Origin of the sequence: Thiofilum sp., assembly GCF_016711335.1 — a bacterium.
Taxonomy (GTDB): domain Bacteria; phylum Pseudomonadota; class Gammaproteobacteria; order Thiotrichales; family Thiotrichaceae; genus Thiofilum.
In genome coordinates, this window is the sequence record NZ_JADJTF010000001.1 from 2,393,983 (window position 1) to 2,419,396 (window position 25,414).

The window sequence follows — 25,414 nt, forward strand, 5'->3', positions numbered from 1 at the left end:
GAACTCGTAATAGCACTCATAGGATCACCAACGTCTCTCAAAGCGTTTTCTTAATAATACCGCTAATAAATTCATAATGACTAAAAAGCCCAGCAAGATCAAAATAGCTGCTGAGGTTTTAGCTGTAAAGGCACGTTCGGGGCTGTCTGACCACAAGTAAATCTGCACCGGTAAAGCTGCGGCAGGATCAGTAATGGAAGCAGGGACATCAATAATGAACGCTACCATGCCGATCATGAGCAGAGGAGCGGTTTCCCCTAGTGCTTGTGCCATTCCAATAATGGTTCCCGTTAAAATACCAGGCATAGCCAACGGTACAACATGGTGAAAGACCGTTTGTACCTTGGAGGCCCCTAAGCCAAATGCCGCTTCACGTATTGAGGGTGGCACAGCCTTAATGGCTGCACGGCTAGCAATAATAATAGTGGGTAGCGTCATTAAGCTCAGCACCAGTCCACCCACCAAAGGGGTAGAGCGCGGTACGCCAAAAAACTGAATAAACACCGCTAAACCTAATAAACCAAACACAATGGAAGGGACAGCAGCAAGATTATTAATATTAACTTCAACTAAATCCACCCAAAAATTATTTTTCGGAGCGAACTCTTCCAAATACACCGCTGCCGCTACGCCAATCGGGAAAGAGAGGGCTAAAGTAATCAACATAGTATATAAAGAACCGACTAAGGCACTTAAAATACCGGCTTGTTCAGGTTCACGCGAATCACCATTAGTAAATAAAACACTATTAAAACGGTTATCTACTTGACCTTTGGCTTTTAACTCATCCAGCCATTGCGTTTCATAAGGCTTTAAACGGTCATTGCCTTCTTTGTAATAAACATCACTGTCATCATTACTCAAAAACCATATCGCTTGCTTAGTACCAAGAAGGTTGGGATTTTCTAATACCATTGCTTGTAAACGATAGGGTGCATTAGAACTAATAATATTTTTTAAGGCACGTTTTTCATTACGTCCATTCACATTAGGGAATTGTTGTGCTAAAGCATCATTCACTAACACGCTATAATCCGCACGGCGTAACTCTTCAGGCGTAGATTGTGCAGTCACACCCAGTTTTTCAGCATTAAACTCAATATTCAGTTGAATATAATGATGGGTAAAAGCAGGAAGCGCTTTATAGGTAATATCAGCTAGTAAAATTACTAAGAATAATAAGCTGATCACAATAGAAGCTACACCGTACCAACGAAAACGTTTTTCACGGCTATAGCGTTTTTGCAAGCTCACTTTAACTTTTTCAGTGGTTGCACTCACAGTGGGGGTAGTGATATTAGTCATATTGCTCACGATATTTGCGTACAATGTGCAAGGCAATCACATTCAATACTAGGGTCATTAAGAACAGCGTTAAACCTAGGGCAAAGGCAGCTAAGGTTTTAGTGCTATCAAATTCTTGGTCACCGGTGAGTAGGGCAACAATTTGGACTGTTACGGTAGTCACGGCTTCCAAAGGATTAATAGTGAGATTGGCCGACATACCTGCTGCCATTACCACAATCATAGTTTCACCAATGGCACGCGAGGCCGCTAATAAAAATGCGCCCACAATCCCCGGCAGAGCGGCGGGAATAATCACTTGTTTAATGGTTTCCGATTTAGTCGCACCCATACCATAAGAACCATCGCGCATCGCTTGCGGTACGGCATTAATCACATCATCCGAAAGCGATGACATAAACGGGATAATCATAATACCCATAACAATACCGGCTGCGAGTGCACTTTCAGAGGCAACGCTTAAGCCTAATGCTTCACCCGTATCACGAATAAAAGGTGCAACCGTTAGTGCGGCAAAGAATCCATAAACCACAGTAGGAATACCGGCTAAGACCTCAAGAGCGGGTTTAGCAATATTACGCACGGGCTTAGAGGCATATTCAGATAAATAGATAGCGGACATTAAGCCCAAAGGGACAGCGACTAACAAAGCAATAGCTGAAATTAATAAGGTTCCCACTAATAGGGGTATAAAACCAAAACTACCGGAACTACCTACCTGATCAGCACGTAATGCCGTTTGCGGACTCCAATGCGTGCCAAATAAAAAGTCCAGTATCGATACATCACTGAAAAAGCGTATCGATTCAAAGAGTACCGAAAACACAATACCCGCTGTAGTTAAAATCGCAATAGAGGCACACGATGCCATGAAAAACGTTGCGACTTTTTCTACCCGATTACGTGCGCGTAACTCAGGCTTAATGAGGCGTAAGCCATAAAATATTCCGAGTATAGCTAATACTAACACCAGAACCGTTTTAGCCATATTGCTAATATTGAGAATACTTTGGTAATACTCCGCCGCTTGTTTTTGAGTGGGGTCGGTCAGCTCATTAATATTGCCCTGATTAACTGCACTTTGAATGCGATTCATAAACAATCCAATTTGTTCAGTGGATTGGCTTTGAATTTCAACGGGTAAACTGTTGCTTACTAAACTGGTAGCGATAGGGGTATTAAAAGTGTTCCAAAGTAATAAAATTACTAAGGCAGGTATGCCGCACCAAATAGCCACCAAATGACCATAATAGCCGGGTAGGGAGTGTAAATTACTGCCCTTGCGTTGGGGATTGGGTTTAGCTAAGGCGAGGGAGCGCTTACGCCCGATGACATAACTAAAACCCACTAATAACAGCAAGATCAATAAAATATTGGCTGTATTCATTCAGTCACCGATCAATAATAGAAGGTACTTAAAACTAAAAAAGCAGGATGGTTATACACCACCCTGCTGAATCACATAATATCCAGTCCATTGGACTATTAGACTATTTTTATAATGACGTTTTAATCAGTGCATGCTCGCTCTGTAAGCCAACTAGGGAGGTTGCCAGTTAGAGACACAAGGGGCAGACACTGACTAGGCGTCTTATAAACCGGTTAAAGCAGTCATCGCTTTACCGTCAGCGGCAAATTTAGCGCGTTCTTCAGCAGGCATAGGAATCATGCCTTTATCGGCTAGATAACCCTCATCACCCCAAGCAGCATCGCTGGTAAACTCAGCTACAAAGTCTTCCAGACCTTTGATAGTGCCCACATGCTCTTTTTTCACATACATGTATAAAGGACGTGAAACAGGGTATTTACCTGCTGCGATAGATTCAAAGGAAATGTCTACACCATCAATTTTCGCACCCTTCACTTTCTCGCTATTTTGATCAAGGAAGCTAAAACCGAAAATACCTAGTGCATTTGGATTAGCATTAAGCTTTTGTACGATTAAGTTGTCGTTTTCGCCGGCTTCAACATAATGTCCGTCTTCGCGTATACCTTCACAAATGGCTTTGAATTTAGCGTTATCATCTTTTTCTAGTTTTTTGACCCAATCAAAGCTTTTGCAGCCTTCATGCATCACCATCTCAACGAAAGCATCACGCGTACCGGAGGTAGGTGGTGGACCTAGTACTTCGATTTTAGTATCAGGTAGGTTGGCGTTGATTTGCTTCCAAGTGGTGAATTTATTAGCAGCGGTTGTACCATCTTCTTGTGGCACGTCTTTAGCTAATGCCATAAAGAGTTCTTTACGGCTCAGGTCAAAGCCACCTGCATCCTTAGCGTTCGCAATAGCAATGCCGTCATAACCGACTTTAACTTCAACCGCGTTTACGCCATTCTTTTTACACATTTCTAATTCAGAGTCTTTAATGCGACGCGAAGCATTAGTAATGTCTGGAGTAGCCACACCTACACCCGAACAAAATAGCTTCATACCGCCCCCAGTGCCAGTAGCTTCAACTTTAGGCGCGGGATTGCCCGTTTTCTTAGCATAGTTCTCAGCGACTGATGTAGAGAACGGGAAAACGGTGGATGAACCAACGATCTCAATATTGTCACGCGCTTGTGCAGCACCAAAACCCATTAATAAACTAGCTGCCACGAGCCATGTTAATGATTTCATGCGGAAGTCTCCATCGAGTCCGAAGTTAAGATGTCGCTAGTCTAAGGATTAAATATGACAATTGTATGACAAGGTTAGGAGGTATTACTCAAGGCGGTGATGGAGTAATAAACACAAAAAAGCGTTTGCCGCCTCAATAGCGCACACTCATAATGACGAGCTTTAAAAAGAAATGAATTGCCTTATGCCTATTATCCGTCGTCTTTGGCGCTTAAGCGCTTTATTCATCCATTTACTAATAGGGGTGGTACTCGCTCTTGTTTTAACAGGTATTTTGCGCAAAACCTATCAACATGACGTGTTTAAGCGAGCTAAACAATGGTGGCTCAAACGCTTAGCTTCTATTACGGGTGCGGAAGTGATAATCAGTGGTGAACCCTTGTTACAGCGCGTGTTATGGGTGGCTAATCATGTGTCATGGTTAGATATTGGGGTAGTAGGGGGCGTGGGTGTCCCGCGCTTTTTATCTAAAATTGAAGTGAAAAAATGGCCTATTGTTGGCTGGTTAGCTACTCAGGCGGGGACTTTATATATAGATCGTGGACAGTCTGGCGAAACAGCCGCCGAAGCAGTGCGCCAAGCTTTATTACAAGGGGATAGAGTCGCCTTATTTCCAGAGGGCACAACGACCGACGGTAAAAATGTCAAACACTTTTTTGCGCGTATTTTTGCACCCGCCTTAGATACTGAAACCCCTGTGCAGCCTGTGGTATTACGCTACACCGATCAACAAGGGGCAGCTTTAGAGTCTGTACCTTATGTGGGGCAGCAAAACTTATTAATAAATTTATGGCGTGTGACTGGCCTACCGCGTTTTAAAGCCCATATTCAATTTTTGCCTCCGATAGCTACAGCAGGCTTAAATCGTAAAGAGGTAGCGACTCAGTGCGAAGAACTCATTAGAGCCGAACTATTAGCAAATCATAGCAGCGACCTAGTAAAGGATTAAAAATCTTAATCCTTTACCCACTATATCATTATACTTTGACAGCCTGAGTAGTCGATTTAGGTCTTTGTTGGGCTTGGCGCATGGTTTCGATATTCCGTTGCACTTCTTGGCTGAGTTCGGTGCTTAAATGTGGGTTAGCTTGTAACCAAGCCTCAGGCCATTGAATTTTATCCACGCTAAAGCTCAATGGGTCAACCGCTAAAGGCGCATCAAAGTCTGAAGTAGTTAAATCAAATACGCCGTTATCAAAAGGTAAGCCATTAGCTTTGCGTCGAATCATAACGGTCTCGCGTACATTATTTGAGGCATTGACTAAAGCTCGATGGTGGCAATAGGGGTTATTACCACGTCGATCAAAAAATACATGCGCCGTCCAGTTACACGCTCCCCGACAGAGTGCGGCAAAATCACAAGTCTTACAAAATCCCCATAAGTGCTCAGTACCTGCTGCTGTACCCGCTTTGAGATTAAAGGTTAATTCATCGCGCTCAGTCAGGATTTCAACTAAGGATGCATCTCGGATAGAACCACCTGAATACGCCGCTGTCGGTAGGGAAGGGCAGCCTTTGATGGTTCCATCGGCTTCAATGCCAATGGTGCTTAAGCCTGCATAGCAACCACGCCAAAAGCTAAACTCCGTTTCGCGCCCAAAGCCTCTCAGCATGCGATCATAAGGACCATAATAGCCGTAGTTGTTACCGGGTTGCACATAAAAGCCTTGTTGATAACCACGTTTAGCCAAATGAGCGAGTAGAGGATGAAAAATGAGTAGCTCATGGGGCTGCATCAATATGTCGGAATTATCGGCTGCATTCCCCATAGGCACGGTCATTTGGATTTGCCACGCTTTAGCGCCAGCGTCGACAAGCGCTTGATAGAGTAGAGGAAACTCTGGGGCGGAGAGGCGATTGACTTGGGTATTAGCACCAAAATACAGTCCCACTGCATTTAAATGCTCCATTGTTTCAAACGCATAGCGCCAAGAGCCTATTTTACCGCGTAACTTATCATGGGTTTGACGCATACCATCGACCGATACCGAGATTTGATTAATCCCTGCATCTTTCATACGTTGTGCGGTAGTGCGATTGATACCATAACCCCCAGTAGTCATAGAACAGATCATACCTTGGCGGGTGATTTCCTCGGCTATATCTAACCAATCAGAGCGCAAGAATGCCTCTCCACCAATCATGGTTACTTCGGTGATACCTACCTCCGCCATTTGACGCACTAAATCAAAAGCTTCAGCCCTAGATAACTCATTGACGCGTGCTTCACCTGCCCGTGAGCCGCAATGAGTACAGGCTAAATTGCATTTGAGCGTCGTCTCCCAGACGGCATAACTTTTACGCCGCGAACTAAAATTAGGAGCTGCTGAAGTAGCTTGTGACATAGCCAAGGTTCCTCTTATCGTGGGACTCAATTGAATGTAATGATGTTAACTACCCTAAGCTGAAGCTTCTATGGCTTGTCTAGACCATATAACTGAATGGCTCCATATACTGCTTGAATCGGCGGATTATTATCAATCGGATCAGGCTGAATGACGCCATACACGGGTTGCACCATACCATCCGGTGGCAATACCACCCCATATACGGGTTGAATATCGGGCGGCTGAATAACGCCATACACAGGTTGCGCAATAGGTGCAGGCGCGGGCGCTGGATTAGGTGCAGGAAAGCTTTTAACTAGCTGCATTAAAATTTGGCGAATCAAAGACGCTAGATCGATATAAGTGGCTTTATTAGGAGTAAAGGGATTATTCATCCAATTTAATTGCTGGCTAGCACGGCGCACGTTGCTGGTCTGGTCGCCTAATGAAGCACGCGGTAATAGGGTATTTCCAGCGCGATTATTGCTGGAGGAAATATTGGTCATTTAAGTTGGCTCCTTATTGTGAGTTCATAAACTCAACTATAAGACGCCCAGCAAAGAAGTGCTGATTCAGTAGGGTAAATGGCAAGGCTAAAAAGATAGGCGGAGGTTTTGCTAGGAGCTGATGGTGCATCAGCTCGATCAATGGTTAACGACTGCCTAGTTTCTTTTCTGTACCGTTCAATAAATTTTGAATATTGCTTTTATGGCGATAATAGATAAAAGCAGTCATTACTAATAAGCCTATGAATACCCCGCCGTTTTGGGTCATGAGGTAAAAATAAAGAGGGGCGAGTAGGGTAGCGGTTAAAGCGGCTAGTGAGGAGTACTTAAAGACACGAGCCATAATGAGCCAAGTAGCAATCGTGATCATCGCCGCTGGGAAATTGAGGGCTAGATAAACCCCAATAGCAGTCGCCACCCCTTTACCGCCTTCAAAACCATAAAAAACGGGATATAAATGCCCTAAAAAGGCGGCTAACCCTATTAATACTTGCCATTCATAGCTATAGCCTAGGACGTAGTGTGCTACAAAAACCGGGATGAAACCTTTTAAGCCATCGCCTAGTAAGGTAATAATGGCAGCCTTTTTACCCCCAATTCTGAGCATATTAGTAGCTCCGGGGTTTTTAGAGCCCGTAGAGCGTGGGTCGGGTAAGTTCATTGCTTTGGCGGTAATAATTGCGGCTGAGATGGAGCCTAATAGATAGCCAGCGATCACAATTAACCACGGCATTAGGCTAGATAGTTCTGGATACATTACAATAGCTCCCCTTAATCAATTGGCGCTTAACTTAGCAGGATTTTGGTTAAGTGTCGCAGCTTTTGTAAGGAGCCAGAGTGAGCCAAGCCTTAGTCAGTATGAAGAGTGTCTATAGTGTAACCGAAGGGCAGGGGCGTCCTATCTTGGTTTTGCATGGTTGGGGAATGAATCAAGCCGCATGGCAACCGATTCGAGCGCAGTTAACTCAACACGCTCAAGTCACATGGGTCGATTTGCCCGGACATGGACAAAGTGAAGCACAAACATTAGGTACACTAGAGCAATTAGTGCAAGTGCTCGAACCGCTAGTGCAAACTAATACTTGCATTATAGGCTGGTCATTAGGTGGGTTGGTCGCGCAAGCTCTTGCGTATGCTTTGCCCGATAAAGTGGCGCGTTTATTGCTGATTGGTAGCACGCCGTGCTTTGTGCAAAAACCTACTTGGCCGTATGCACTTGCGCCAGAAATCCTAGAGCAGTTCGCCACTAATTTAGAGACGCATTATGAAGCCACAGTAAAGCGCTTTTTTGCCTTACAATTTATGGGCACACGGCATCATCCTGCTGATCTCAATCAATTGCGCGATGCGATTTTGCAATATCCCGCACGCTTACCCGCTCTGCATCAGGGTTTAGAGTTATTGCGCTCGGTGGATTTTTCTACACGACGTTTACCTGTACCGAGTCGCTGGATTTTAGGACGCTTGGATAAGTTAGTACCGATTCAAGTAGCGGAAGTATTAGAGCAACAAGGGTATGAGGTAATGGTTTTGCCCCATGCCTCGCATGTACCTTTTGTGACACATACTTCAGAATTTTGGGCTGCGGTGGAGCCGTTTATTTATGACTAATCAGGCACAGGCACATGTACTAGATAAACGTAAAACTCGTCTTGGTTTTGAACGTGCTGCACACAGTTATGATAAAGCGGCATTATTGCAGCGCGAAGTGGGGCTAGAGTTATTGGAGCGTTTGGACTGGATTAAGTTGACTCCACAACGAGTACTCGATCTAGGGTGTGGTACGGGTATGATGGCTGAGGCACTTCTTAAACGCTATCCCAAGGCAGAGATTATTGGCGTGGATATAGCCTTTAATATGGTGTTGCAAACCATCAAGCGCCGACATTGGTGGCGTAAGCCTTTGGGGGTGTGTGCGGATGTGCAAGCGCTACCTTTTGCCAATCAGAGCTGTGATATGCTGATTTCTAATGTCATGTTGCAATGGTGTAATGATTTAGTGCCTGTTTTTAAAGAGTGTGCGCGGGTGTTACGCCCAGAAGGATTGATCACCTTTGCCACTTTTGGTCCTGATACTTTAAAAGAGCTGCGGGCTAGTTGGGCTAAGGTGGATGGTTATCCGCATGTGAGTCGCTTTTTAGATATGCATGATGTCGGGGACGCTTTATTGGCGGCGGGTTTTCGTGATCCAGTCGTGGATCGCGAGGATAAAATACTCACTTATGCCGAGGTGAAAGGCTTGTTGCAAGATTTAAAAGCGATTGGGGCGAATAATGCTACTCAAGGTCGAGCGATGGGTTTGATGGGTAAACAACGTTTGCAAGCGCTGTATCAAGCGTATGAGAGCTTTAGACGCGTCGATGGTAAATTGCCTGCTACCTATGAAGTGATTTTTGGTCACGCTTGGGCGCCAAAACTCATCCCTAGTGCTCAGCCTGAGCGTTATATTCCTATTAAAGTGCTGTAAAGCGCGGAGTGTAAGCTTGTGAGGAGCTTGTCTAGTGCTTTAGAATAGGCGTATTAATTCCAATGTCCGACAGTTTTTCTGTAACCATAACGACTATAAACAATACGCTGAGCAGGGTTTTAGCTGGCTCAGATCAATAGGTCTATTTGCATCCACGGTTTACAGCATTTTCTTCTAGCCAAGAAGGGATAGATTCCTATACATTCTTGCCACAATAATCCCCGTGCAACCGATACCAACGGGGATAATGGATTATGATAAAACCGCCAAGGAGCAACATAACAATGTCAAACTCGACTATTATCTATACGCTGACTGATGAAGCGCCGCTACTCGCTACCTACTCGTTTTTACCCATTATTCAAGCCTTTGCTAAACCGGCTGGCATTGATGTGGTCACGAGCGATATTTCGGTAGCGGCTCGCATCCTCGCCGAATTTCCTGATTATTTAACCCCCGAACAGCAGGTTCCGAATAACCTTGCAGAATTAGGTCGGTTAACTCAAGAGCCTACTACCAATATTATTAAACTCCCCAACATCAGTGCTTCTTTGCCGCAATTGACAGCAGCGATTCAGGAGTTGCGGGCTAAGGGTTATAACGTTCCTGAATACCCAGAAAATCCGCAAACGGATGAAGAAAAAACCATTATCAAACGTTATGCCAAAGTACTCGGTAGTGCAGTCAATCCGGTATTGCGTGAAGGCAACTCAGACCGTCGTGCACCCGCTGCGGTTAAGCGCTATGCCCGTAATAATCCTCATAAAATGGGCAAATGGAGTCACGCATCGCGTACCCATGTGTCACATATGACCCACGGTGATTTTTATCACGGTGAAAAATCCCTGACGATGGATCGGGAATGTGATGTCAAAATGGATTTCGTTACCAAAGATGGGCGCGTAATCGTATTTAAAGAAAAAACTCATATTCTCAAAGATGAAATCATTGACAGTATGTTTATGAGTAAAAAGGCATTATGCGATTTTTACGAAGCGGAGCTACAAGATGCTAAAGAAACCGATATGTTGTTCTCTTTGCATGTGAAAGCCACCATGATGAAGGTGTCGCATCCTATTGTGTTTGGGCATGCGGTTAAAGTGTTTTACAAAGACTTATTTGCTCAATACGGCGACTTATTTAAAGAGATTGGGGTAAAACCTAATAATGGTATGAGTAGCGTGTATGAGAAAATCAAAAGCCTGCCCGAAGAAAAGCGCAATGAAATCCTAGCCGCTATTAAAGCGTGTGAAGCTGCACGCCCACGTTTAGCCATGGTCGATTCTGATAAAGGGATTACTAATTTACATGCCCCTAATGATGTCATCGTAGATGCCTCTATGCCCGCCATGATTCGTGATGGCGGTAAAATGTGGGGACCTGATGGCAAATTACATGATACCAAAGCCATTCAGCCAGAAAGTACTTTTGCCCGCATTTATCAAGAAGTGATTAATTTCTGTAAAACCAATGGCTCATTTGATCCGCGTACTATGGGGACTGTGCCCAATGTGGGACTAATGGCACAACAAGCCGAAGAATATGGCTCACATGATAAAACCTTTGAGATTCCAGAAGCGGGTGAAGCACGTATTGTGGATGATCAAGGCAAGGTACTCATGGTGCAAAATGTCGAGGAAGGCGATATTTGGCGCATGTGCCAAACTAAAGATGCAGCGGTAAAAGACTGGGTGAAATTAGCAGTAACACGCGCCCGCTTATCTAAAACACCAGCCGTCTTTTGGTTAGACCCTTATCGTCCCCATGAAAATGAATTGATTAAAAAGGTGAATCGGTATTTAGAGGATTATGATCTCACGGGCGTTGAAATTCATATTATGTCGCAATTACGCGCTATGCGTTTTACCTTAGAGCGTGCTTTCCGTGGTTTTGATACCATTTCAGTAACGGGTAATATTCTGCGCGACTATCTCACTGATTTGTTCCCCATTTTAGAGTTGGGTACGAGCGCTAAAATGCTCTCGATAGTCCCATTAATGGCAGGCGGTGGCTTATTTGAAACGGGTGCGGGTGGATCAGCGCCTAAGCATGTGCAACAATTAGTGAAGGAAAACTATCTGCGTTGGGATTCTTTAGGTGAGTTTTTAGCGCTAACCGTCTCTATTGAAGATGTCGCCCAAAAAACAGGCAATCAAAAAGCCCAAGTGTTAGCTGATACCTTAGATCGTGCTACTGAAAAATTACTTGATAATAATAAATCACCTGCCCGTAAAGTCGGTGAGTTAGATAATCGCGGTAGTCATTTCTATTTAGCGCTGTATTGGGCACAAGCTTTAGCGGAGCAGACAGAATATGCTGAGTTAGCCGCTAAGTTTGCACCGTTAGCGAAAACCTTGTCCGAACACGAAGCTCAAATAGTGGCGGAATTAAATGGGGTACAAGGTCAGGCGGTGGATTTAGGCGGCTATTATGCAGTTGATCCAGCGAAAACCAGTGCAGTCATGCGTCCTAGTTCAACCTTGAATAATGCCTTGGAGTTAGTAGCCTAAGGTTTAGATATAAAAAAGCCAGATAACTCAGAAGGTTATCTGGCTAATTAAATCTAAGTCAGTTGTTGTTCAAATAAAGCCACTAGCCTAGATTAGGGCCTCTTAAAGTCAATATCTAACGTATCTCAAGTCACCGCTTTCATGAGAGTTGCGGCCTAAATCAAATTCTAGCCATTTGCGTAAGTAGTTGGGATCGCTGTCCTTGTGAAAAATACCTTCTCGACAACCATTGCTAACCTTTAATACGCAGGGCACATTGTAAGCACCCAAACGCTCAATGAGTCTGGGGCTTGTATCACTATTAATAACTCAAGTTGCGCGAGCTCATGAGAGCAGAAACTTAAAGCTCAGGGCTAACAGAAAACTCATGAGCTTAAGCTGAAAACCATGGGCAGTCACCGTGTGCAGGTGCTTAGGCATGAGCTGCTCCAACAAGCTTCCGGTGGTTTCCACCACCTTACGTTTAAGCTGCCGCCAATAGGTCACGTAAGTAGGGACGGGACGCTTCGAGTTAGCCTTTCTTAAGGGGGATAACGTGAGCTGAACCTCTGCCCATTCGTCTTCAAACGCATAGTCATTGTAGGCTTTATCTCCCAGAATTTCAGACCCTTTCGGTAAGTCTAAATCAAACTGTTTTAAGGCTTTAACATCATATTGTCACACACCGCGATCGGGAAACTATCCACCACATAAAGATCCGAGTCGTTAAGGTCGCGCCAATACCGCCCTAGGCATTGAAATAACTGCCTTATCACTTCGGATAACTGATGCACGCGCCGGTTAAAGCGACTTTTGCTCAACCTCTGAGGGATATATTCCATGGGGAGTTCTCGTTTAAAGGGTTTGTTTTCGTCGATAGACTTTAAACGATCCTCATGGATTTTTCCCTAGCTCACTCGCGCAACTTGGGTTTTACTTATCCAGATGACCAGTTATTACCACTGGCGCAAGCCGTAAAAATCGTAGTGGATGATAAAGCCAAGTACGTTGACTGGAGTGAGCGCGAAGATATTAAAGCCGAGCTCAAGGTCGATTTGATCATGTTGCTGCATCAATATGGCTATCCTCCAGTAGATCGAGATGAGGTGTATAAAGAGATTTTTGAGCAGGCTGAAAACTTTAAGCGTCATCGCCTAGCGAATAAATTAGCTTGATTGGTATAACTCCTGCATAGTCTTTAATGCTCAGCCTATAATTGATAACAAGCTACGAGAGGAGTAGGTAGTATGCAATTAACTTTTATCTCTGATACTCACGGTAAACACCCTTTTTTAAAACTAGGACAGGGCGATGTGCTGGTACATTGTGGTGATTTCAGTACCATCGGTGAGCTCGAGGAGGTGGAAGATTTTGCCGTATTTATGGGCAAGCAAAAGTTCCAACACAAGATTGTGATTGCGGGTAATCATGATTGGAGTTTTGAGGATGATCGCCGCCTAGAGGCTGAAGCATTATTTAGCAAGAATGGCGTGATCTATCTAAATGATTCGGGGATTGAAATTAATGGCTATTATTTTTGGGGTTCGCCCATTCAACCCGTATTTTGTCATTGGGCTTTTAATCGCTCGCGCGGCAAAGAGTTGCAGGAGCACTGGCGTAAGATTCCACACTATACGGATATTTTAATCACGCACACTCCGCCTTATGGCATTTTAGATCTGTGTTATGACGGTGAGCAGGTAGGGTGTGAAGCGCTATTAACGGCAGTGGAGCAGATTAAACCGCGTATTCATGCCTTTGGACATATTCATGAAAGTTATGGCATTTTAGAGCAGGGTGAGACTTTATTTATTAATGCCTGCTCGTTAAATGAAGATTATCAGTTTAAAAATCCACCGATTAAAATAGAGCTTTGATGTTAATAACTTACTTAACAAAAGCTATTGATGAACCTTCTTAATCAGCACCCTAATACATTATGCTAGTTAATACGGAAGCCAAAATTTTACCCATCGCACAACAAGGCGAAGCAGTGTTAGCCCAAGTCGCTCAGCTTGTTATTGATCCTTTGCACCCTAGTATTCAGACCTTAATTCAAGACATGCACGCCACTATGTTAGCGGCAAATGGGGTAGGCATTGCAGCACCACAAGTGTTTCAATCCTTAAGGATTATTATGGTGGCTTCGCGTCCTAATCCGCGTTATCCCGATGCGCCTCCTATGGAGCCTATCGCTATGATGAATCCAGAGATTAATTGGTATTCTGATGAGATGTGTTTAGGGGAAGAAGGGTGCTTAAGTGTGGCGAATACGCGTGCTTCAGTAGCGCGTGCCGAGCGCTTAAAAGTCACTTATATCAATCAACAAGGTGAAACCGTAGAATCTGAATATAGTGGTTTTGTCGCACGCATTATTCAACACGAAGTCGATCACTTAAATGGTGTGTTGTTTGTAGATCGCTTAGACCCAGACTTAATGTAGAGCATAAGCACAATAAAAAACCCGCTATCACAGCGGGTTTTTCATAAGTATTAACTAACCAAAGCTTTAAGCTTGTTTTTCTGGCAATTGCACGCGGATATTCAATTCACGCAATTGCTTAGCAGGTACTTCAGCCGGAGCGCTGGTTAAGGGGCAAGCGGCGGTTTGAGTTTTTGGGAACGCTATCACGTCACGAATCGACTGGCTGCCCGTCATCAGCATTAATAAACGATCTAAGCCAAAGGCTAAACCACCGTGTGGAGGGCAACCGTATTTTAAAGCATTGAGTAGGAAGCTGAATTTCTGCTCGGCTTCCTCATCAGAAATACCTAATAAATTAAACACTTGCTTTTGCATGTCCATGCTGTGAATACGAATCGAGCCACCGCCGACTTCAGTACCATTTAATACCATGTCATAAGCACGCGATAAGGCTTCACCCGGATTAGTCATCCAATCATCACCTTTAGGGGCAGTAAAGGGGTGATGGATAGCTACCCAACGGTTTTCTTTATCGTCAAATTCAAACATAGGGAAATCAACTACCCAAAGCGCAGCCCAATCCCCTTGCAGTAAATTCAAGTCTTGACCCACCTTCAAGCGTAGCGCACCCATCGCATCATTCACAACCCGCGCTTTATCTGCACCGAAGAAAATCAAATCGCCATTTTGTGCTTGAGTACGATCTAGAATATTTTTGACTACGGCATCAGGTAAGAATTTTAAAATTGGCGATTGTAAGCCTTCCATACCGGCATTCAGATCATTGACTTTAATATAAGCCAGACCCTTAGCACCGTAGCGCCCCACGAATTTGGTGTAGTCATCAATATCTTTACGTGATAACTGATCACCATTAGGCACACGTAGCGCCACAATACGGCTATTCGGATCTTTAGCAGGGGCTGCGAATACTTTGAACTCCACTTCCTGCATTAAATCTTTTACTTCGACAAATTCTAGCGGATTACGCATATCCGGTTTGTCTGAACCAAAACGGTGCATAGCCTCAGAATAGGGCATACGTGGGAAAGGATTAGGCAGGTCAATATTAAGCACTTCTTTATAAGTGGCCCGCATCATGCCTTCCATCAGATTCATAATATCGTTCTCGTCCATAAACGAGGTTTCAATATCAATCTGAGTAAACTCAGGCTGACGATCAGCCCGTAAGTCTTCATCACGGAAGCAACGCGCAAATTGATAATAGCGATCCATACCTGACATCATCAGCAATTGCTTAAACAACTGTGGTGATTGCGGTAGTGCAAAGAATGACCCCGGATGAGTGCGACTAGGCACTAAATAGTCGCGTGCACCCTCAGGGGTTGCTTTGGTGAGCATTGGGGTTTCTATGTCGAGGAAGCCATTATCTTCTAAATAGCGGCGAATAAATCCGGTAACACGCGCCCGTGTTTGAAAACGTTGCTGCATTTCAGGGCGGCGCAGATCGATATAGCGATAAGTTAAGCGTGTTTCCTCACCCACATTGTCTTCATCTAATTGGAAGGGAGGAGTCGCTGCTTCATTGAGAATGTTGAGTTCTTTAGCTAAGACTTCAATTTTACCGCTGAATAAATCGGGGTTTTCGCTTCCTTCTGGACGGCGACGTACTACACCAGTGACTTGTAATACATATTCATTACGCACCCGTTCCGCTTTAGCAAACATTTCTTGTGGATTAGGATTAAACACGACCTGCACTAATCCCGCCCGATCACGTAAATCGACGAAAATCACGCCCCCGTGATCGCGCCGACGGTTGACCCAGCCGCACAAAGTAATGGTTTGATCTAGCAAGCTTTCATCCACTTGCCCGCAATAATGGCTGCGCATCATAGTATAGTTCCTGACAATCATTTATTGAGTTGGCTTAAGCGCCTCTAGAAATGGGCCCTATTATTAGAGTTGGCTTATTATGAGAGGCACTTAGAAAACCAGAGATGGTAAGCTTTGCCAGCTTCAGGTGCAAGATAATGAGACCGACTTTCCACAAAACTCACCCACAAAAGTAGGCGTTTGTAGAGTTGTCTGTAGAAGGGTCTTGGCGGCAAGAATGCCGCCTTGAGGTGGATTAGGATGTTAGAGTGAGGAGTAACCTACCCCAATGCTAAATAAACCTAAGTTATAATCACCGCCAATGTGTTCGTATTCGGTGCGGATTTTCCAGTTATTATCAATCTCGTATTCTGTCCCACCACCAATAAGCATACCTGTGGCAGATTTTTTCACTTCACTAGCAATGACTTGTGTGTCTACCACATTTTTAACCGTGCCCTTAGCATTTAATTTCACCGCACCGACTTTACCTAAGACCGAGAAGCCATTTTTGCCTACGGGTAAATTAACCACGCCGCTAGCACCTGTACCGCTAATATCCAGATCTTCAATCGTGCCTAAATTATGATACGCCAATTCTAAGGATACTTTTTCAGTAATATCGTAGCCACCATAGAGTTTCCAAGCACCACTTCTGCAACTATCATCGGCAATAAAACAGTCGGTTTGATAAATGCCTGCACTTAGACCACCATAAAAACCGGTTAAATCCGGTGCTTTTTTTTCGGGGGAGACAAAAGCATCATAAGAGGAGTCGGCATAGCTAAAGGGAGCTAGCAAGCCAAGAGAGGCAGCAGCTAACCATTTGGGAAATAATTTCATAGTCGCCCTGTATTGTTATTATTGATAGTTTATTTATAGTTATTTTATTAAGAGGGCGGAGGTTTCATACCCTCTTAAATCATTTAATAGTTAAAAATTAAAAGCTAGAAGGTTTTATAATTAGCTCCGACAGAAAAAGTATGAGCATTCATATCCCCTCCCACCTTTTCATATTCACCGCGTACTGTTAAATTATCACCTAATTTATAATCAGCTCCAACGCCTAGAATTAAATCAGTACCGCTATTATCCATCGGTTCGCTACTACTGGAGCTACTAGAGCCACTATATTGAGGGGTAATTTCAGTGGGAGCATTCCACGCTAAAAAGCCTACACGTCCAAAGACATCAACCTTATCAAATAAACCTGTCGATACTTTAGCACTAGCACTTAAACCGGTCGGGTCTGAATCCCACAAGGCTTTAGAAGTGCCTGTACCACCCCAAAACTCATAGTGTCCAAAATTGTGATAGCTTAATTCAGCGGCTATTTTTTCGGTGGCTTGGTAGCCTGCATAGGCTTTCCACGAGGTGTCGGTACAAGTGGCATCACCACACATAAAGCCACGTCCGCGATCTGAGCTGGAGATATAGCCCATAGCAGCACCGAAATAGACTTTGCCTGCTTGGTAGTCACCGACTAATGGCGCAGCGTCTTCGGCATAATCATCAGCGGTTAGGGAACCTGCATGAGCTGTAGTAGTAACTAGAAGTGTAGTAACTAATGTCGTAGCCCAATGAAGTAATTTCATAGTGACACCCTATATTATTTTGTCGTTGAGAATGGGTTTTATGTTATTGCTGCTAAGTTTAAGAAGAATTGGGCTATAACTCAGTTTTTTCGGATAAATGGGGAAAGATCTAAAAGGCTGGTTGAGCTAATAGGATTTACTTTGATTATAAAGTAAACAATAAGAATGAAAAATAAGCACGATAAGACTCGTGCTTATTGAGCTATCCCTTTATCCTTTAGGGCAATGTATTAGGGAGTCAATTGAAAGTTATCAATATAAACCTGATTAGCTTTACTAGGCGCACGTCCCGTATAAAAGACATTAAATAATAGACGTTCAATCGTCAGCTTATCGGTTTGGCGGAAGCGTAATCCCGTTTTATTTAATACCGTTTTGCCATTCAGTGTAGTTGTCACCGCTCCATTACTTTGATTAGGGGCGTTGACTTTAATAGTGGTTTTGACTTGATACCACTGACCTTTATTCAGAGGGGCGGTGTTCCAAGCCCAAAAATCGCCTTTGGAGCCGGATTGATCCATATGATACACATATTGCCCCACACTACCGTCGCCTTTCCAAGCCGCTCCCACACTCCAACTATTGTTGCCATTAGGCTTAGTACCTTCAGGATGAGGCACAACGCTTCCTATACCGGGTAAACGCCCACCTGCACCAAAATCAAAATTCGGAGCCAAGCGCAACCAATAGCTATAGGTTAATTGTTCAGCGCGTGTACCCATGTGTGGTTTCCATTGTACACAGGCGTCACCTCCGCGCTCTGCACAACCGGCATGACCCGACGGCAAGGTAATTTGTAATACTTTACCCGCTCGCCCCGTTCCTCGCACAATCGAGGCGTATTTCATACCAGTATCATTCCAATTGGGGCAGTTCCAATCGCGGAAAAATTCCCGTTGGTTATAAACGCCCAAGGTCGCATTTTCAAAATTCACAACCATAGGGCGACCACTCGCTAGTGGAGTGATCCCATTACAATAGGCTTGCAAGTAGAACACCTTATATAAGCGGTTTTCTCCGGGCTTAGTGCCTGCTTGAGTGGGAATGCGCATATTCGACAGATAGCTCCACACCGGATGAGTGAGCGGAGGCACAGGGTTACTATTATAGGTCACTAAAATACGATCCCAGCGTTTATAGCTAGCATTCCATTGTAATTTAGCGGCTACATCAAACTTTTGATCTGGATTAGTCATCTTGATGATGGTGACTTTATCCTGAATACCACGCGCAGCGGCAGCTTGTGCGGAGGTAGTGATAACACTACTCAGCAGTAGTAGTCCTAAACCTAAGGCTTTAAAAGTTAGTTTCATTAATGAGTGTTCTCCATGGGGTTTATAGCATCTAACCAGCAATATTAATTGGAGTAGGCTAGGTTAGGGGTAGTATTAATTGAGTGTAGTCTAGGTTAGCAGAGATAAGAGGTGTAGTAGGTCAGGGGATTAATGTTAAAGTGTAGGGGTGGTTATTAATATTTCATGAGATGCCCGTTTATGAGTGATACCCCCGAAGCTCCCACCTTATTCCAAGCCTTTGCCTACTGGCTCAAGCTGGGTTTTATTAGCTTTGGAGGTCCTGCGGGGCAAATTGCACTGATGCACACCGATCTAGTGGAGCGTAAGCGCTGGATTTCGGAGCGACGTTTTCTCCATGCTTTAAACTACTGTATGGTGCTTCCCGGTCCTGAGGCGATTCAATTAGCGATTTATATTAGTTGGCTGTTGCACGGTATTGTGGGTGCGGTCATGGCGGGTGTGCTGTTTTTCTTGCCTGCCTTTTTAATTTTATCGGGGTTAGCTTGGGCGTATTTGGAGTGGGGTCATCTGCCAGTTGTGCAAGGATTATTCTATGGCATTAAACCGGCTGTGGTAGCAGTCGTGCTATTTGCCGCGTGGCGTATTGGTTTACGGGTATTGAATAATCCTCTGTTATGGGCAGTAGCTATAAGTTCGCTCGTGGCTATGCTATTGGGTATTGGCTTTCCTTGGATAGTGTTAGCAGCGGCTTTAGTTGGGGTATTAGTGGGGCACTATAAACCCAACTATTTCCAAGCCAGTGCTAGCCATGCCCAAAGCACTCGCTCTTATGGTAAAGCAGTGATTGATGATGATACTCCTACACCTCAACACGCTCAGTTTTCATGGTCTAAGCTCATCATAACCCTAGTAGCCTTTTTCTTAATTTGGGCAGGAGTATTGTGGCTAATCGCAGGTCAACCCACTTTACAGACGATGGGGGTATTTTTTACTAAAGCCGCTTTTTTAACGATCGGGGGTGCGTATGCAGTATTGCCCTATGTGTCAGAGGCAGCAGTGAAAACCTATGCTTGGTTAACTGCGCCACAAATGATGGATGGTTTAGCCTTAGGAGAAAGCACCCCGGGACCATTAATTATGATTGTCACTTGGGTGGGCTATATGGGCGGAGTGGCAAAAGACGTGGTAGTGAATCCTGTGCTAGCCGGATTATTAGGCGCTAGTGTTGCCACCTTTTTCACTTTTTTACCTTCGTTTATGTTCATCATTGCAGGTGCGCCTATAGTTGAGTCGACGCGCGATAGTTTAAAACTCGCCGCCCCTTTAACGGCAATTACTGCGGCTGTGGTCGGTGTGATTGTTAATTTAGCCCTCTTTTTTGCCTACCACACGTTCTGGCAGGTTACACCTGCTAGTTCTTTCCTGAGCCGAGTGGATTGGTTTGCTATAGCGCTAGCCCTAGCTGCTTTTATAGCCTTATGGAAGTATAAACGCGATGTTATGTTGGTATTAGCAGCGAGTGCGCTGATGGGTTTAGCAGCGTTTATGCTTTAGTAACATTAATATTAGCTTCCCTAGGCTAAATCTTTAACCCATTTCCATCATCCAATCATCCACACTCTTTAGCTCACTGCTGAAATTGATCCCAACCAGTACCTTCGGGCGTGGGTCGTCACGGAATGCGCCGGCATAATCGCGGCTTTTGATCTGTTCCATCGCCACTTGTGCGCTTTTATCCAGCTTGAATTCGAGAATGTAAATATGTGTTGCTGTCTTCACCACGCAATCCACCCGCCCATTATTTTCATTTACTTCGGCTTCAGAGTATTGCCCCAGATAGAAAAACGTTAGGTAAATGAGGCTGTGGTAATACGCTTCACGGTCTTTAATGAAAATCTGATAAGGGATTTTCTTAAACATGGTTTTAATGACTTCAATCAGAGCGGGCATATCGTTGTTATCGAAGGCGTCACTGAGCTGTACCACCATTGGCGTAGTATAGGCTGGCTCAACATGCGCCCATTCTGCCATCAGAAAAATCAGCATCGCGTTACGCACTTCACGGTTGGGGTAGTCGAGCCAATACATACCGCGCTTGTCTTGGCTTTGCAGGGTCAAATAGCCGGTCTGAAACATCACTGGAATTAGTTGCAAGGTTTCCAAGTCGTAATTACCCAGCATTAATTCATCGACTTTGAAGGTATCCAGCCGATAGACCTTATCACGGTGCATCAGCTTAGGGAGGAAGGTAGGTGTGCCGGATTCAAACCAGAAATTGCGAAAGGCTTGCGCTTGAAAAAAGCTCAAAATCGAATAAGGGTTGTAAACTGAGGACTCTAAATCCCACCGATAGCCGTTATACCAGTAGCGTAATTGTTCCAGTAATGTTTCGCGGTCAACTTTCATCCGCTTTTGCACAGCAGGCATATAGGGTTCAAAATACTGCTCTAATTCGGTTTGGGTATAGCCTAATAAGGTTGCTGCACTGTAATCCATCGTCAGATCAAACAGGTTATTTAAATCGGAAAAAATCGACACACGACTGAATTTCGATACCCCCGTAATCAGCAAAAATTCCAGATGTGGGTCACTATCTTTGAGTACCGAATAAAAGGTTTTCATCACCTGCTGATTGGTTTTAGCTTGGGGAATGTCATCAAGGTAATCAATCAAGGGTTTGTCGTATTCGTCAATGAGCAGCACAACTTTGCCATCACGAATAGCCAGTTGACGGAGTAATTCACGGAACTGGCGGTCAATTTCAGTGGGAGGTAGTACTAAACCCAATTGTTGGGCTAGGGCTTGCAATTCGGCTGCAATCGCTGCTTCTAAGCCCATGGTACGGTAGCCCATGCTAGCAAAGGATAAGTGAATGACCGGATGTACCTTGTTCCAATTCCACTGATCCGCAATCCATAAACCGTCAAATAGAGTGCGCTTGCCTTGGTAAATTTCCTTGATGGTGGAGAGCAGTAGGGATTTTCCAAAACGGCGCGGGCGTGAAAGGAAATAGTAGCCTGCATTGCTACAGAGTAGCTGATGGATGGCTTCGGTTTTGTCTACGTACAAGTAATTGTCTTGCCGAAGTTTCTCAAAGGTTTGGATACCGACGGGTAGGCGTTGCAACATAGCGAGACTCTGTTTTCAGTGGCTATGGGGTTAGGATAGCATTTTGTAGTTAAGTCCCCAACCTGCTGATCTTAACCGAACCATCGAGCCAAACCCTTTTAGCATGCTCAAGATATTGCCTTTAGTAGTTTGCTAGACACCCGATGTCTAACGCTGAAACAAGGTGCAGACTAGATTGAGTATTGCCCTAGCGAAATGGTAAGAATCGTATTTTTAACACTAAAGCCTATGTCTTTTTAGCCAGTAGAGTACACCCAGATTAACAACACTAAGCCCAACTATAGCGGGCACTAGATGCGCCAATGCTGCATGCTTATCAAAAATAACCAATGTCCATAGGATCTTGATAAGCACCATAGCATTGATAACGAGTAGACCTAGCATATAAGAGCGCTTCCAAAATGCCGCCGCAAGAGCAATAAAGCTTGCTGGCACTAATAGGGCTAGCAATAGTTTCCAAATAGTCCAAGAGCCAAGCAAATATTCCTTTTCAGCTTGTAATGCTGACAGTACCTCAGTACTGACGGTCTTGGGTGCTGGAAACCAGAACATGCTGGTAGCCAGAGCAAGGACTGTAATGAAAATACCCAACCCAGAGCGTCGATAGGCGAAATAGCAAAATGGTAGTAGAAACAAAGGGCGAATATACCAGCTCAATATGTTGTGATGTCTAGCCCAAGCCCATTCTATGAAAGTATCTATAAACGCCATTATGTTACCTGTCATGCCTAAACAAATATTACCGGAACAGCCCAAGCCGATATTACAGTGGTCACACACTACCTACTCGCCTTGCAAACCGTGGAAATCTTTTGGATATTGCATTAACAACTAAGATCCACCGGAGTACAACAATGGCGATGATCAAGCGCTTCTAGGAGGCGGCAATGTTCAGCATTATGACTGTTACATCCTTGTAATTGTTCTAAAACCTGTTGGATCGCTTGTAAGTCACGGATTTTAGCTTTGACTTCATGCAAATGATTTTGCACCAATTCATCCGCTTGAGCACAAGGTTGTTCGGGGTGAGCTGCCAATTGTAATAAGGTCTTAAGCTCCTCAATACTAAAACCTAAATCTCGTCCACGCCGGATAAAACGTAATCGTTGGGTATCGGCTGAGCTATAGCGTCTATAGCCATTGTGACTGCGTTTGGCTTTAGCTAGTAAGCCGCTTTTTTCATAGTAGCGAATAGTCTCAATCGCAACACCCGATGCGCTACTTAATGCGCCTATGGTTAATTCCTCAGTCATGGCTTGACCCTGTAGTGACTACAGGCTTTAGCATAATCCTAATGTCAATTGAGGAGCAAGAGATTATGGCTTGTGATCATGAGCACGGTTGTAGTGTGGAGTCCGCACCAAGTAATCGTTATCGTAAAGTATTGTGGGCAGCATTGATTATTAATGCGCTGATGTTTGTCGTTGAGATTAGCTACGGTTTAAAGGCTAATTCCTCCGCATTACTAGCCGATTCACTCGATTTTTTAGGGGATGCGGCGAACTATGGGATTAGCCTATGGGTATTAGGTTTAGCTGTTACTGTGCGGGCGCGGGCTTCATTGATTAAAGCAGCAACGATGGTAGCGTTTGGTATTTGGGTTTTGGGTGATGCACTCTGGGGTTTGATGACTAATAGCGTGCCTGAAGCGCTGACGATGGGAACGGTAGGGGCATTAGCTTTGGTCGCCAATTTGACCGTAGCTGTTATGCTCTATGCGTGGCGTGAGGGTGATAGCAATATGCGTAGTGTGTGGTTATGTAGTCGTAATGATGCGCTAGGTAATATAGCGGTGATGTTGGCGGCATTAGGTGTGTTTGGTACGCAGTCCGGCTTACCGGATTTTATTGTGGCGATCATTATGGCAAGCCTCGCTTTAAGTGCTGCCTATCAAATTATTAAGCAAGCACGGAGTGAGTTGGCGATAGCGTAAGCGCCTAAAAGCCATTATGTGTTTCTGGAGCAGTTTTGGCGGCAAGGATGCCGCCTTGAAGCGTACAAGGATGTATTCACAGCGTCTGCGGAGGAAATGCATAATGGCTTTTAGGCGGGTGCTTTGCACTCAATCACTATTAGCAACCATTATGTAATTTCCATTTTTCCGCGTGCCCCATTTTGACTGCCCAGTCGGGTGGGGTACAGTCTTTAGTAGGATGCGCCTGTGGGGTTGAGGTAGCAGGAGCGCTCATGACGGTAGGTTTTAATAAGGTATGACTCATAGCGAAGAGTAACCCGCTAACACTAGCTAAAATTAGCCATTGAACTAGGCTAACCGATTGCGGTGTATGGGTTTCACAACTTTGTCCCGCACAGTACTGAGGTGTTGAGCGTCGGAAGAGTTGATAAAGCTTACAGCCTAAACAAATACCAAATACACTTTCAAAGCCTAATAAAATCAGGCAGGTAGTACAAACTAAGATATTAATAGGTCCTACTACCTGATTGAGTACCACCAGATAAAACATAATCAAAGCGAGTACTAAACCAATCGCCCAAGCGAAGCGTTTTTGGGGTGCACCCACATAGTCAGGTGCTTGGTGACGGACGATAAAGCGCCCTACAATCATACTAGGCGCATAGCGCGGATTAATCAGTACTCGAATAATGAAGTCGATTAAAAAGCCCGTGACCATTAAACGTGTCCAATAAAAATCACCTACTAGCCACGCATTCATAAAAGCAATCAGCCCTAAGACTAATAAAATACCCGCCGCAGCCCGCACTTCGCGTTCATTCAGTACCGGAATATTATAACCCGCTTGCTGTTCGCCAAAACCTAATATTGCCATAGTCACTCTTTAAGCTAAGACCTATAAATTAGTTGGTATCTTGCCAGTAGCAGACCGTGCATGACATGATCGTGATCATGTCTGATTATTTAATTGACCAATTTATGGCGTTAGCGGGTGGGCGTGAACGTGAGTTTGCGGCAGGTAGCTTTCTGTTTCATCAGGGTGAGGTGGTCGATTATGGAATGATTGTATTAGCGGGTCAGGTAAGTCTAATACGTCACCAAGTCGACGGCTCAAGTGTGATCTTACAGCGGGCAAGCGTACAGCAAGTTGTAGCGGAAGCCTCACTGTTTTCAAAAGTCTATCATTGTGATGGACTCGCGGAAGTTGATTGCCGTTTATGGCTGACGCCTAAAGCGGGTTTACTGACGGCGCTACAACACGACACTACTTTAGCCTTTAGTTGGATGCAGTACTTAACTCAACAAGTGCAGCAAGCCCGTTTTCAACGCGAATTACTAGCCTTAAAAACGGTAGCGGCTCGCCTTGATGCATGGTTGAATTGGCATGAAATACCATTGCCACCGAAAGGTGAGTGGAAACCATTAGCAGCTCAATTGGGTGTGAGTCCTGAAGCGCTGTATCGAGAGCTGGCTAAGCGAGATTTAACCCACTAGAGAACTAGGCATTGAAAGCTAGCTGTGTTATTACCGTTGTAGCGCAATCA

General features: G+C 44.5%; 24 protein-coding genes. 10 read left to right on the plus strand and 14 right to left on the minus strand.

The window, feature by feature from the left end; translation table 11 throughout:
• Window positions 1–24 precede the first annotated feature (24 nt).
• The 3 genes from pstA to IPL34_RS11385 all read right to left on the minus strand — a co-directional run bounded on the left by pstA (window position 25) and on the right by IPL34_RS11385 (window position 3,925).
• On the minus strand, window positions 25–1,305 hold the full coding sequence (gene pstA, locus IPL34_RS11375; protein ID WP_296841570.1) for a phosphate ABC transporter permease PstA: 1,281 nt from the start codon (window positions 1,303–1,305) through the stop codon (window positions 25–27).
• Window positions 1,298–2,692 carry a phosphate ABC transporter permease subunit PstC gene (pstC, locus tag IPL34_RS11380; protein WP_296841571.1) on the minus strand — a complete coding sequence of 465 codons (1,395 nt, stop codon included), beginning with the start codon at window positions 2,690–2,692 and terminating at the stop codon, window positions 1,298–1,300. Before pstC ends, pstA begins: the two co-directional genes overlap by 8 nt.
• Window positions 2,693–2,896: 204 nt before the next feature.
• Complete coding sequence (locus IPL34_RS11385; RefSeq protein ID WP_296841572.1) at window positions 2,897–3,925, minus strand: PstS family phosphate ABC transporter substrate-binding protein; 1,029 nt, start codon at window positions 3,923–3,925, stop codon at window positions 2,897–2,899.
• A 184-nt stretch (window positions 3,926–4,109) separates the two neighbouring features.
• Between IPL34_RS11385 and IPL34_RS11390 the strand changes: the two genes are divergently transcribed.
• Window positions 4,110–4,874 (plus strand): 1-acyl-sn-glycerol-3-phosphate acyltransferase, encoded by a 765-nt coding sequence (locus IPL34_RS11390; protein WP_296841573.1) that lies wholly within the window; start codon window positions 4,110–4,112, stop codon window positions 4,872–4,874.
• A 28-nt stretch (window positions 4,875–4,902) separates the two neighbouring features.
• Here IPL34_RS11390 and IPL34_RS11395 read toward each other — a convergent pair whose 3' ends face one another.
• The 3 genes from IPL34_RS11395 to plsY all read right to left on the minus strand — a co-directional run bounded on the left by IPL34_RS11395 (window position 4,903) and on the right by plsY (window position 7,515).
• The gene (locus IPL34_RS11395) at window positions 4,903–6,270 is read right to left on the minus strand and encodes a radical SAM protein (protein ID WP_296841574.1); all 1,368 of its coding nucleotides are present in this window, start codon (window positions 6,268–6,270) and stop codon (window positions 4,903–4,905) included.
• 68 nt (window positions 6,271–6,338) lie between these two features.
• A complete protein-coding gene (locus tag IPL34_RS11400) occupies window positions 6,339–6,758 on the minus strand; it encodes a hypothetical protein (RefSeq protein ID WP_296841575.1) in 420 nt (139 codons plus the stop codon).
• Window positions 6,759–6,903: 145 nt separating this feature from the next.
• A complete protein-coding gene (gene plsY, locus IPL34_RS11405; protein ID WP_296841576.1) occupies window positions 6,904–7,515 on the minus strand; it encodes a glycerol-3-phosphate 1-O-acyltransferase PlsY in 612 nt (203 codons plus the stop codon).
• Between the two features lie 80 nt (window positions 7,516–7,595).
• On the opposite strand from plsY, the gene IPL34_RS11410 reads away from it, so the two are divergent.
• The 6 genes from IPL34_RS11410 to def all read left to right on the plus strand — a co-directional run bounded on the left by IPL34_RS11410 (window position 7,596) and on the right by def (window position 14,157).
• Entirely contained in the window at window positions 7,596–8,369 is a 774-nt protein-coding gene (locus IPL34_RS11410) for an alpha/beta fold hydrolase (RefSeq protein WP_296841577.1), read from the plus strand.
• Window positions 8,362–9,225, plus strand: coding sequence for a malonyl-ACP O-methyltransferase BioC (bioC, locus tag IPL34_RS11415; protein WP_296841578.1), 864 nt, complete (start codon window positions 8,362–8,364; stop codon window positions 9,223–9,225). The genes IPL34_RS11410 and bioC overlap by 8 nt, the downstream gene beginning before the upstream one ends.
• A 284-nt stretch (window positions 9,226–9,509) precedes the next feature.
• Entirely contained in the window at window positions 9,510–11,735 is a 2,226-nt protein-coding gene (locus tag IPL34_RS11420; RefSeq protein ID WP_296841579.1) for an NADP-dependent isocitrate dehydrogenase, read from the plus strand.
• An 875-nt stretch (window positions 11,736–12,610) separates the two neighbouring features.
• On the plus strand, window positions 12,611–12,889 hold the full coding sequence (locus IPL34_RS11425; protein ID WP_296841580.1) for a type I restriction enzyme endonuclease domain-containing protein: 279 nt from the start codon (window positions 12,611–12,613) through the stop codon (window positions 12,887–12,889).
• Window positions 12,890–12,961: 72 nt separating this feature from the next.
• Window positions 12,962–13,591 (plus strand): metallophosphatase domain-containing protein, encoded by a 630-nt coding sequence (locus IPL34_RS11430; RefSeq protein WP_296841581.1) that lies wholly within the window; start codon window positions 12,962–12,964, stop codon window positions 13,589–13,591.
• Window positions 13,592–13,653: 62 nt separating this feature from the next.
• Window positions 13,654–14,157, plus strand: a complete 504-nt coding sequence (gene def, locus IPL34_RS11435) for a peptide deformylase (RefSeq protein WP_296841582.1) — start codon at window positions 13,654–13,656, stop codon at window positions 14,155–14,157.
• A 66-nt stretch (window positions 14,158–14,223) separates the two neighbouring features.
• Here the strand turns inward: def and aspS are convergent, their stop codons facing one another.
• The 4 genes from aspS to IPL34_RS11455 all read right to left on the minus strand — a co-directional run bounded on the left by aspS (window position 14,224) and on the right by IPL34_RS11455 (window position 18,883).
• Window positions 14,224–15,993: an aspartate--tRNA ligase gene (gene aspS / locus IPL34_RS11440; protein ID WP_296843064.1), complete on the minus strand. Its 1,770-nt coding sequence runs from the start codon at window positions 15,991–15,993 to the stop codon at window positions 14,224–14,226.
• Between the two features lie 246 nt (window positions 15,994–16,239).
• The gene (locus IPL34_RS11445; RefSeq protein WP_296841583.1) at window positions 16,240–16,818 is read right to left on the minus strand and encodes an outer membrane beta-barrel protein; all 579 of its coding nucleotides are present in this window, start codon (window positions 16,816–16,818) and stop codon (window positions 16,240–16,242) included.
• Between the two features lie 104 nt (window positions 16,819–16,922).
• Complete coding sequence (locus tag IPL34_RS11450; RefSeq protein ID WP_296841584.1) at window positions 16,923–17,570, minus strand: outer membrane beta-barrel protein; 648 nt, start codon at window positions 17,568–17,570, stop codon at window positions 16,923–16,925.
• A 230-nt stretch (window positions 17,571–17,800) separates the two neighbouring features.
• Complete coding sequence (locus IPL34_RS11455; protein WP_296841585.1) at window positions 17,801–18,883, minus strand: polysaccharide lyase; 1,083 nt, start codon at window positions 18,881–18,883, stop codon at window positions 17,801–17,803.
• A 180-nt stretch (window positions 18,884–19,063) separates the two neighbouring features.
• Here IPL34_RS11455 and chrA point away from each other — a divergent pair, with 180 nt between their 5' ends.
• Window positions 19,064–20,380 (plus strand): chromate efflux transporter, encoded by a 1,317-nt coding sequence (gene chrA / locus IPL34_RS11460; RefSeq protein ID WP_296841586.1) that lies wholly within the window; start codon window positions 19,064–19,066, stop codon window positions 20,378–20,380.
• 33 nt (window positions 20,381–20,413) lie between these two features.
• Here the strand turns inward: chrA and IPL34_RS11465 are convergent, their stop codons facing one another.
• The 3 genes from IPL34_RS11465 to IPL34_RS11475 form a co-directional block, all read right to left on the minus strand.
• A complete protein-coding gene (locus IPL34_RS11465) occupies window positions 20,414–21,955 on the minus strand; it encodes an ATP-binding protein (protein WP_296841587.1) in 1,542 nt (513 codons plus the stop codon).
• A gap of 219 nt (window positions 21,956–22,174) precedes the next feature.
• On the minus strand, window positions 22,175–22,666 hold the full coding sequence (locus tag IPL34_RS11470; RefSeq protein ID WP_296841588.1) for a hypothetical protein: 492 nt from the start codon (window positions 22,664–22,666) through the stop codon (window positions 22,175–22,177).
• Window positions 22,667–22,779: 113 nt separating this feature from the next.
• Complete coding sequence (locus IPL34_RS11475) at window positions 22,780–23,208, minus strand: helix-turn-helix domain-containing protein (RefSeq protein WP_296841589.1); 429 nt, start codon at window positions 23,206–23,208, stop codon at window positions 22,780–22,782.
• A 65-nt stretch (window positions 23,209–23,273) separates the two neighbouring features.
• Between IPL34_RS11475 and IPL34_RS11480 the strand changes: the two genes are divergently transcribed.
• On the plus strand, window positions 23,274–23,888 hold the full coding sequence (locus IPL34_RS11480; protein WP_296841590.1) for a cation transporter: 615 nt from the start codon (window positions 23,274–23,276) through the stop codon (window positions 23,886–23,888).
• Between the two features lie 139 nt (window positions 23,889–24,027).
• Here the strand turns inward: IPL34_RS11480 and IPL34_RS11485 are convergent, their stop codons facing one another.
• Complete coding sequence (locus IPL34_RS11485; protein ID WP_296841591.1) at window positions 24,028–24,744, minus strand: DUF4395 domain-containing protein; 717 nt, start codon at window positions 24,742–24,744, stop codon at window positions 24,028–24,030.
• A 77-nt stretch (window positions 24,745–24,821) separates the two neighbouring features.
• Between IPL34_RS11485 and IPL34_RS11490 the strand changes: the two genes are divergently transcribed.
• Complete coding sequence (locus tag IPL34_RS11490) at window positions 24,822–25,364, plus strand: Crp/Fnr family transcriptional regulator (protein WP_296841592.1); 543 nt, start codon at window positions 24,822–24,824, stop codon at window positions 25,362–25,364.
• Window positions 25,365–25,414 lie beyond the last annotated feature (50 nt).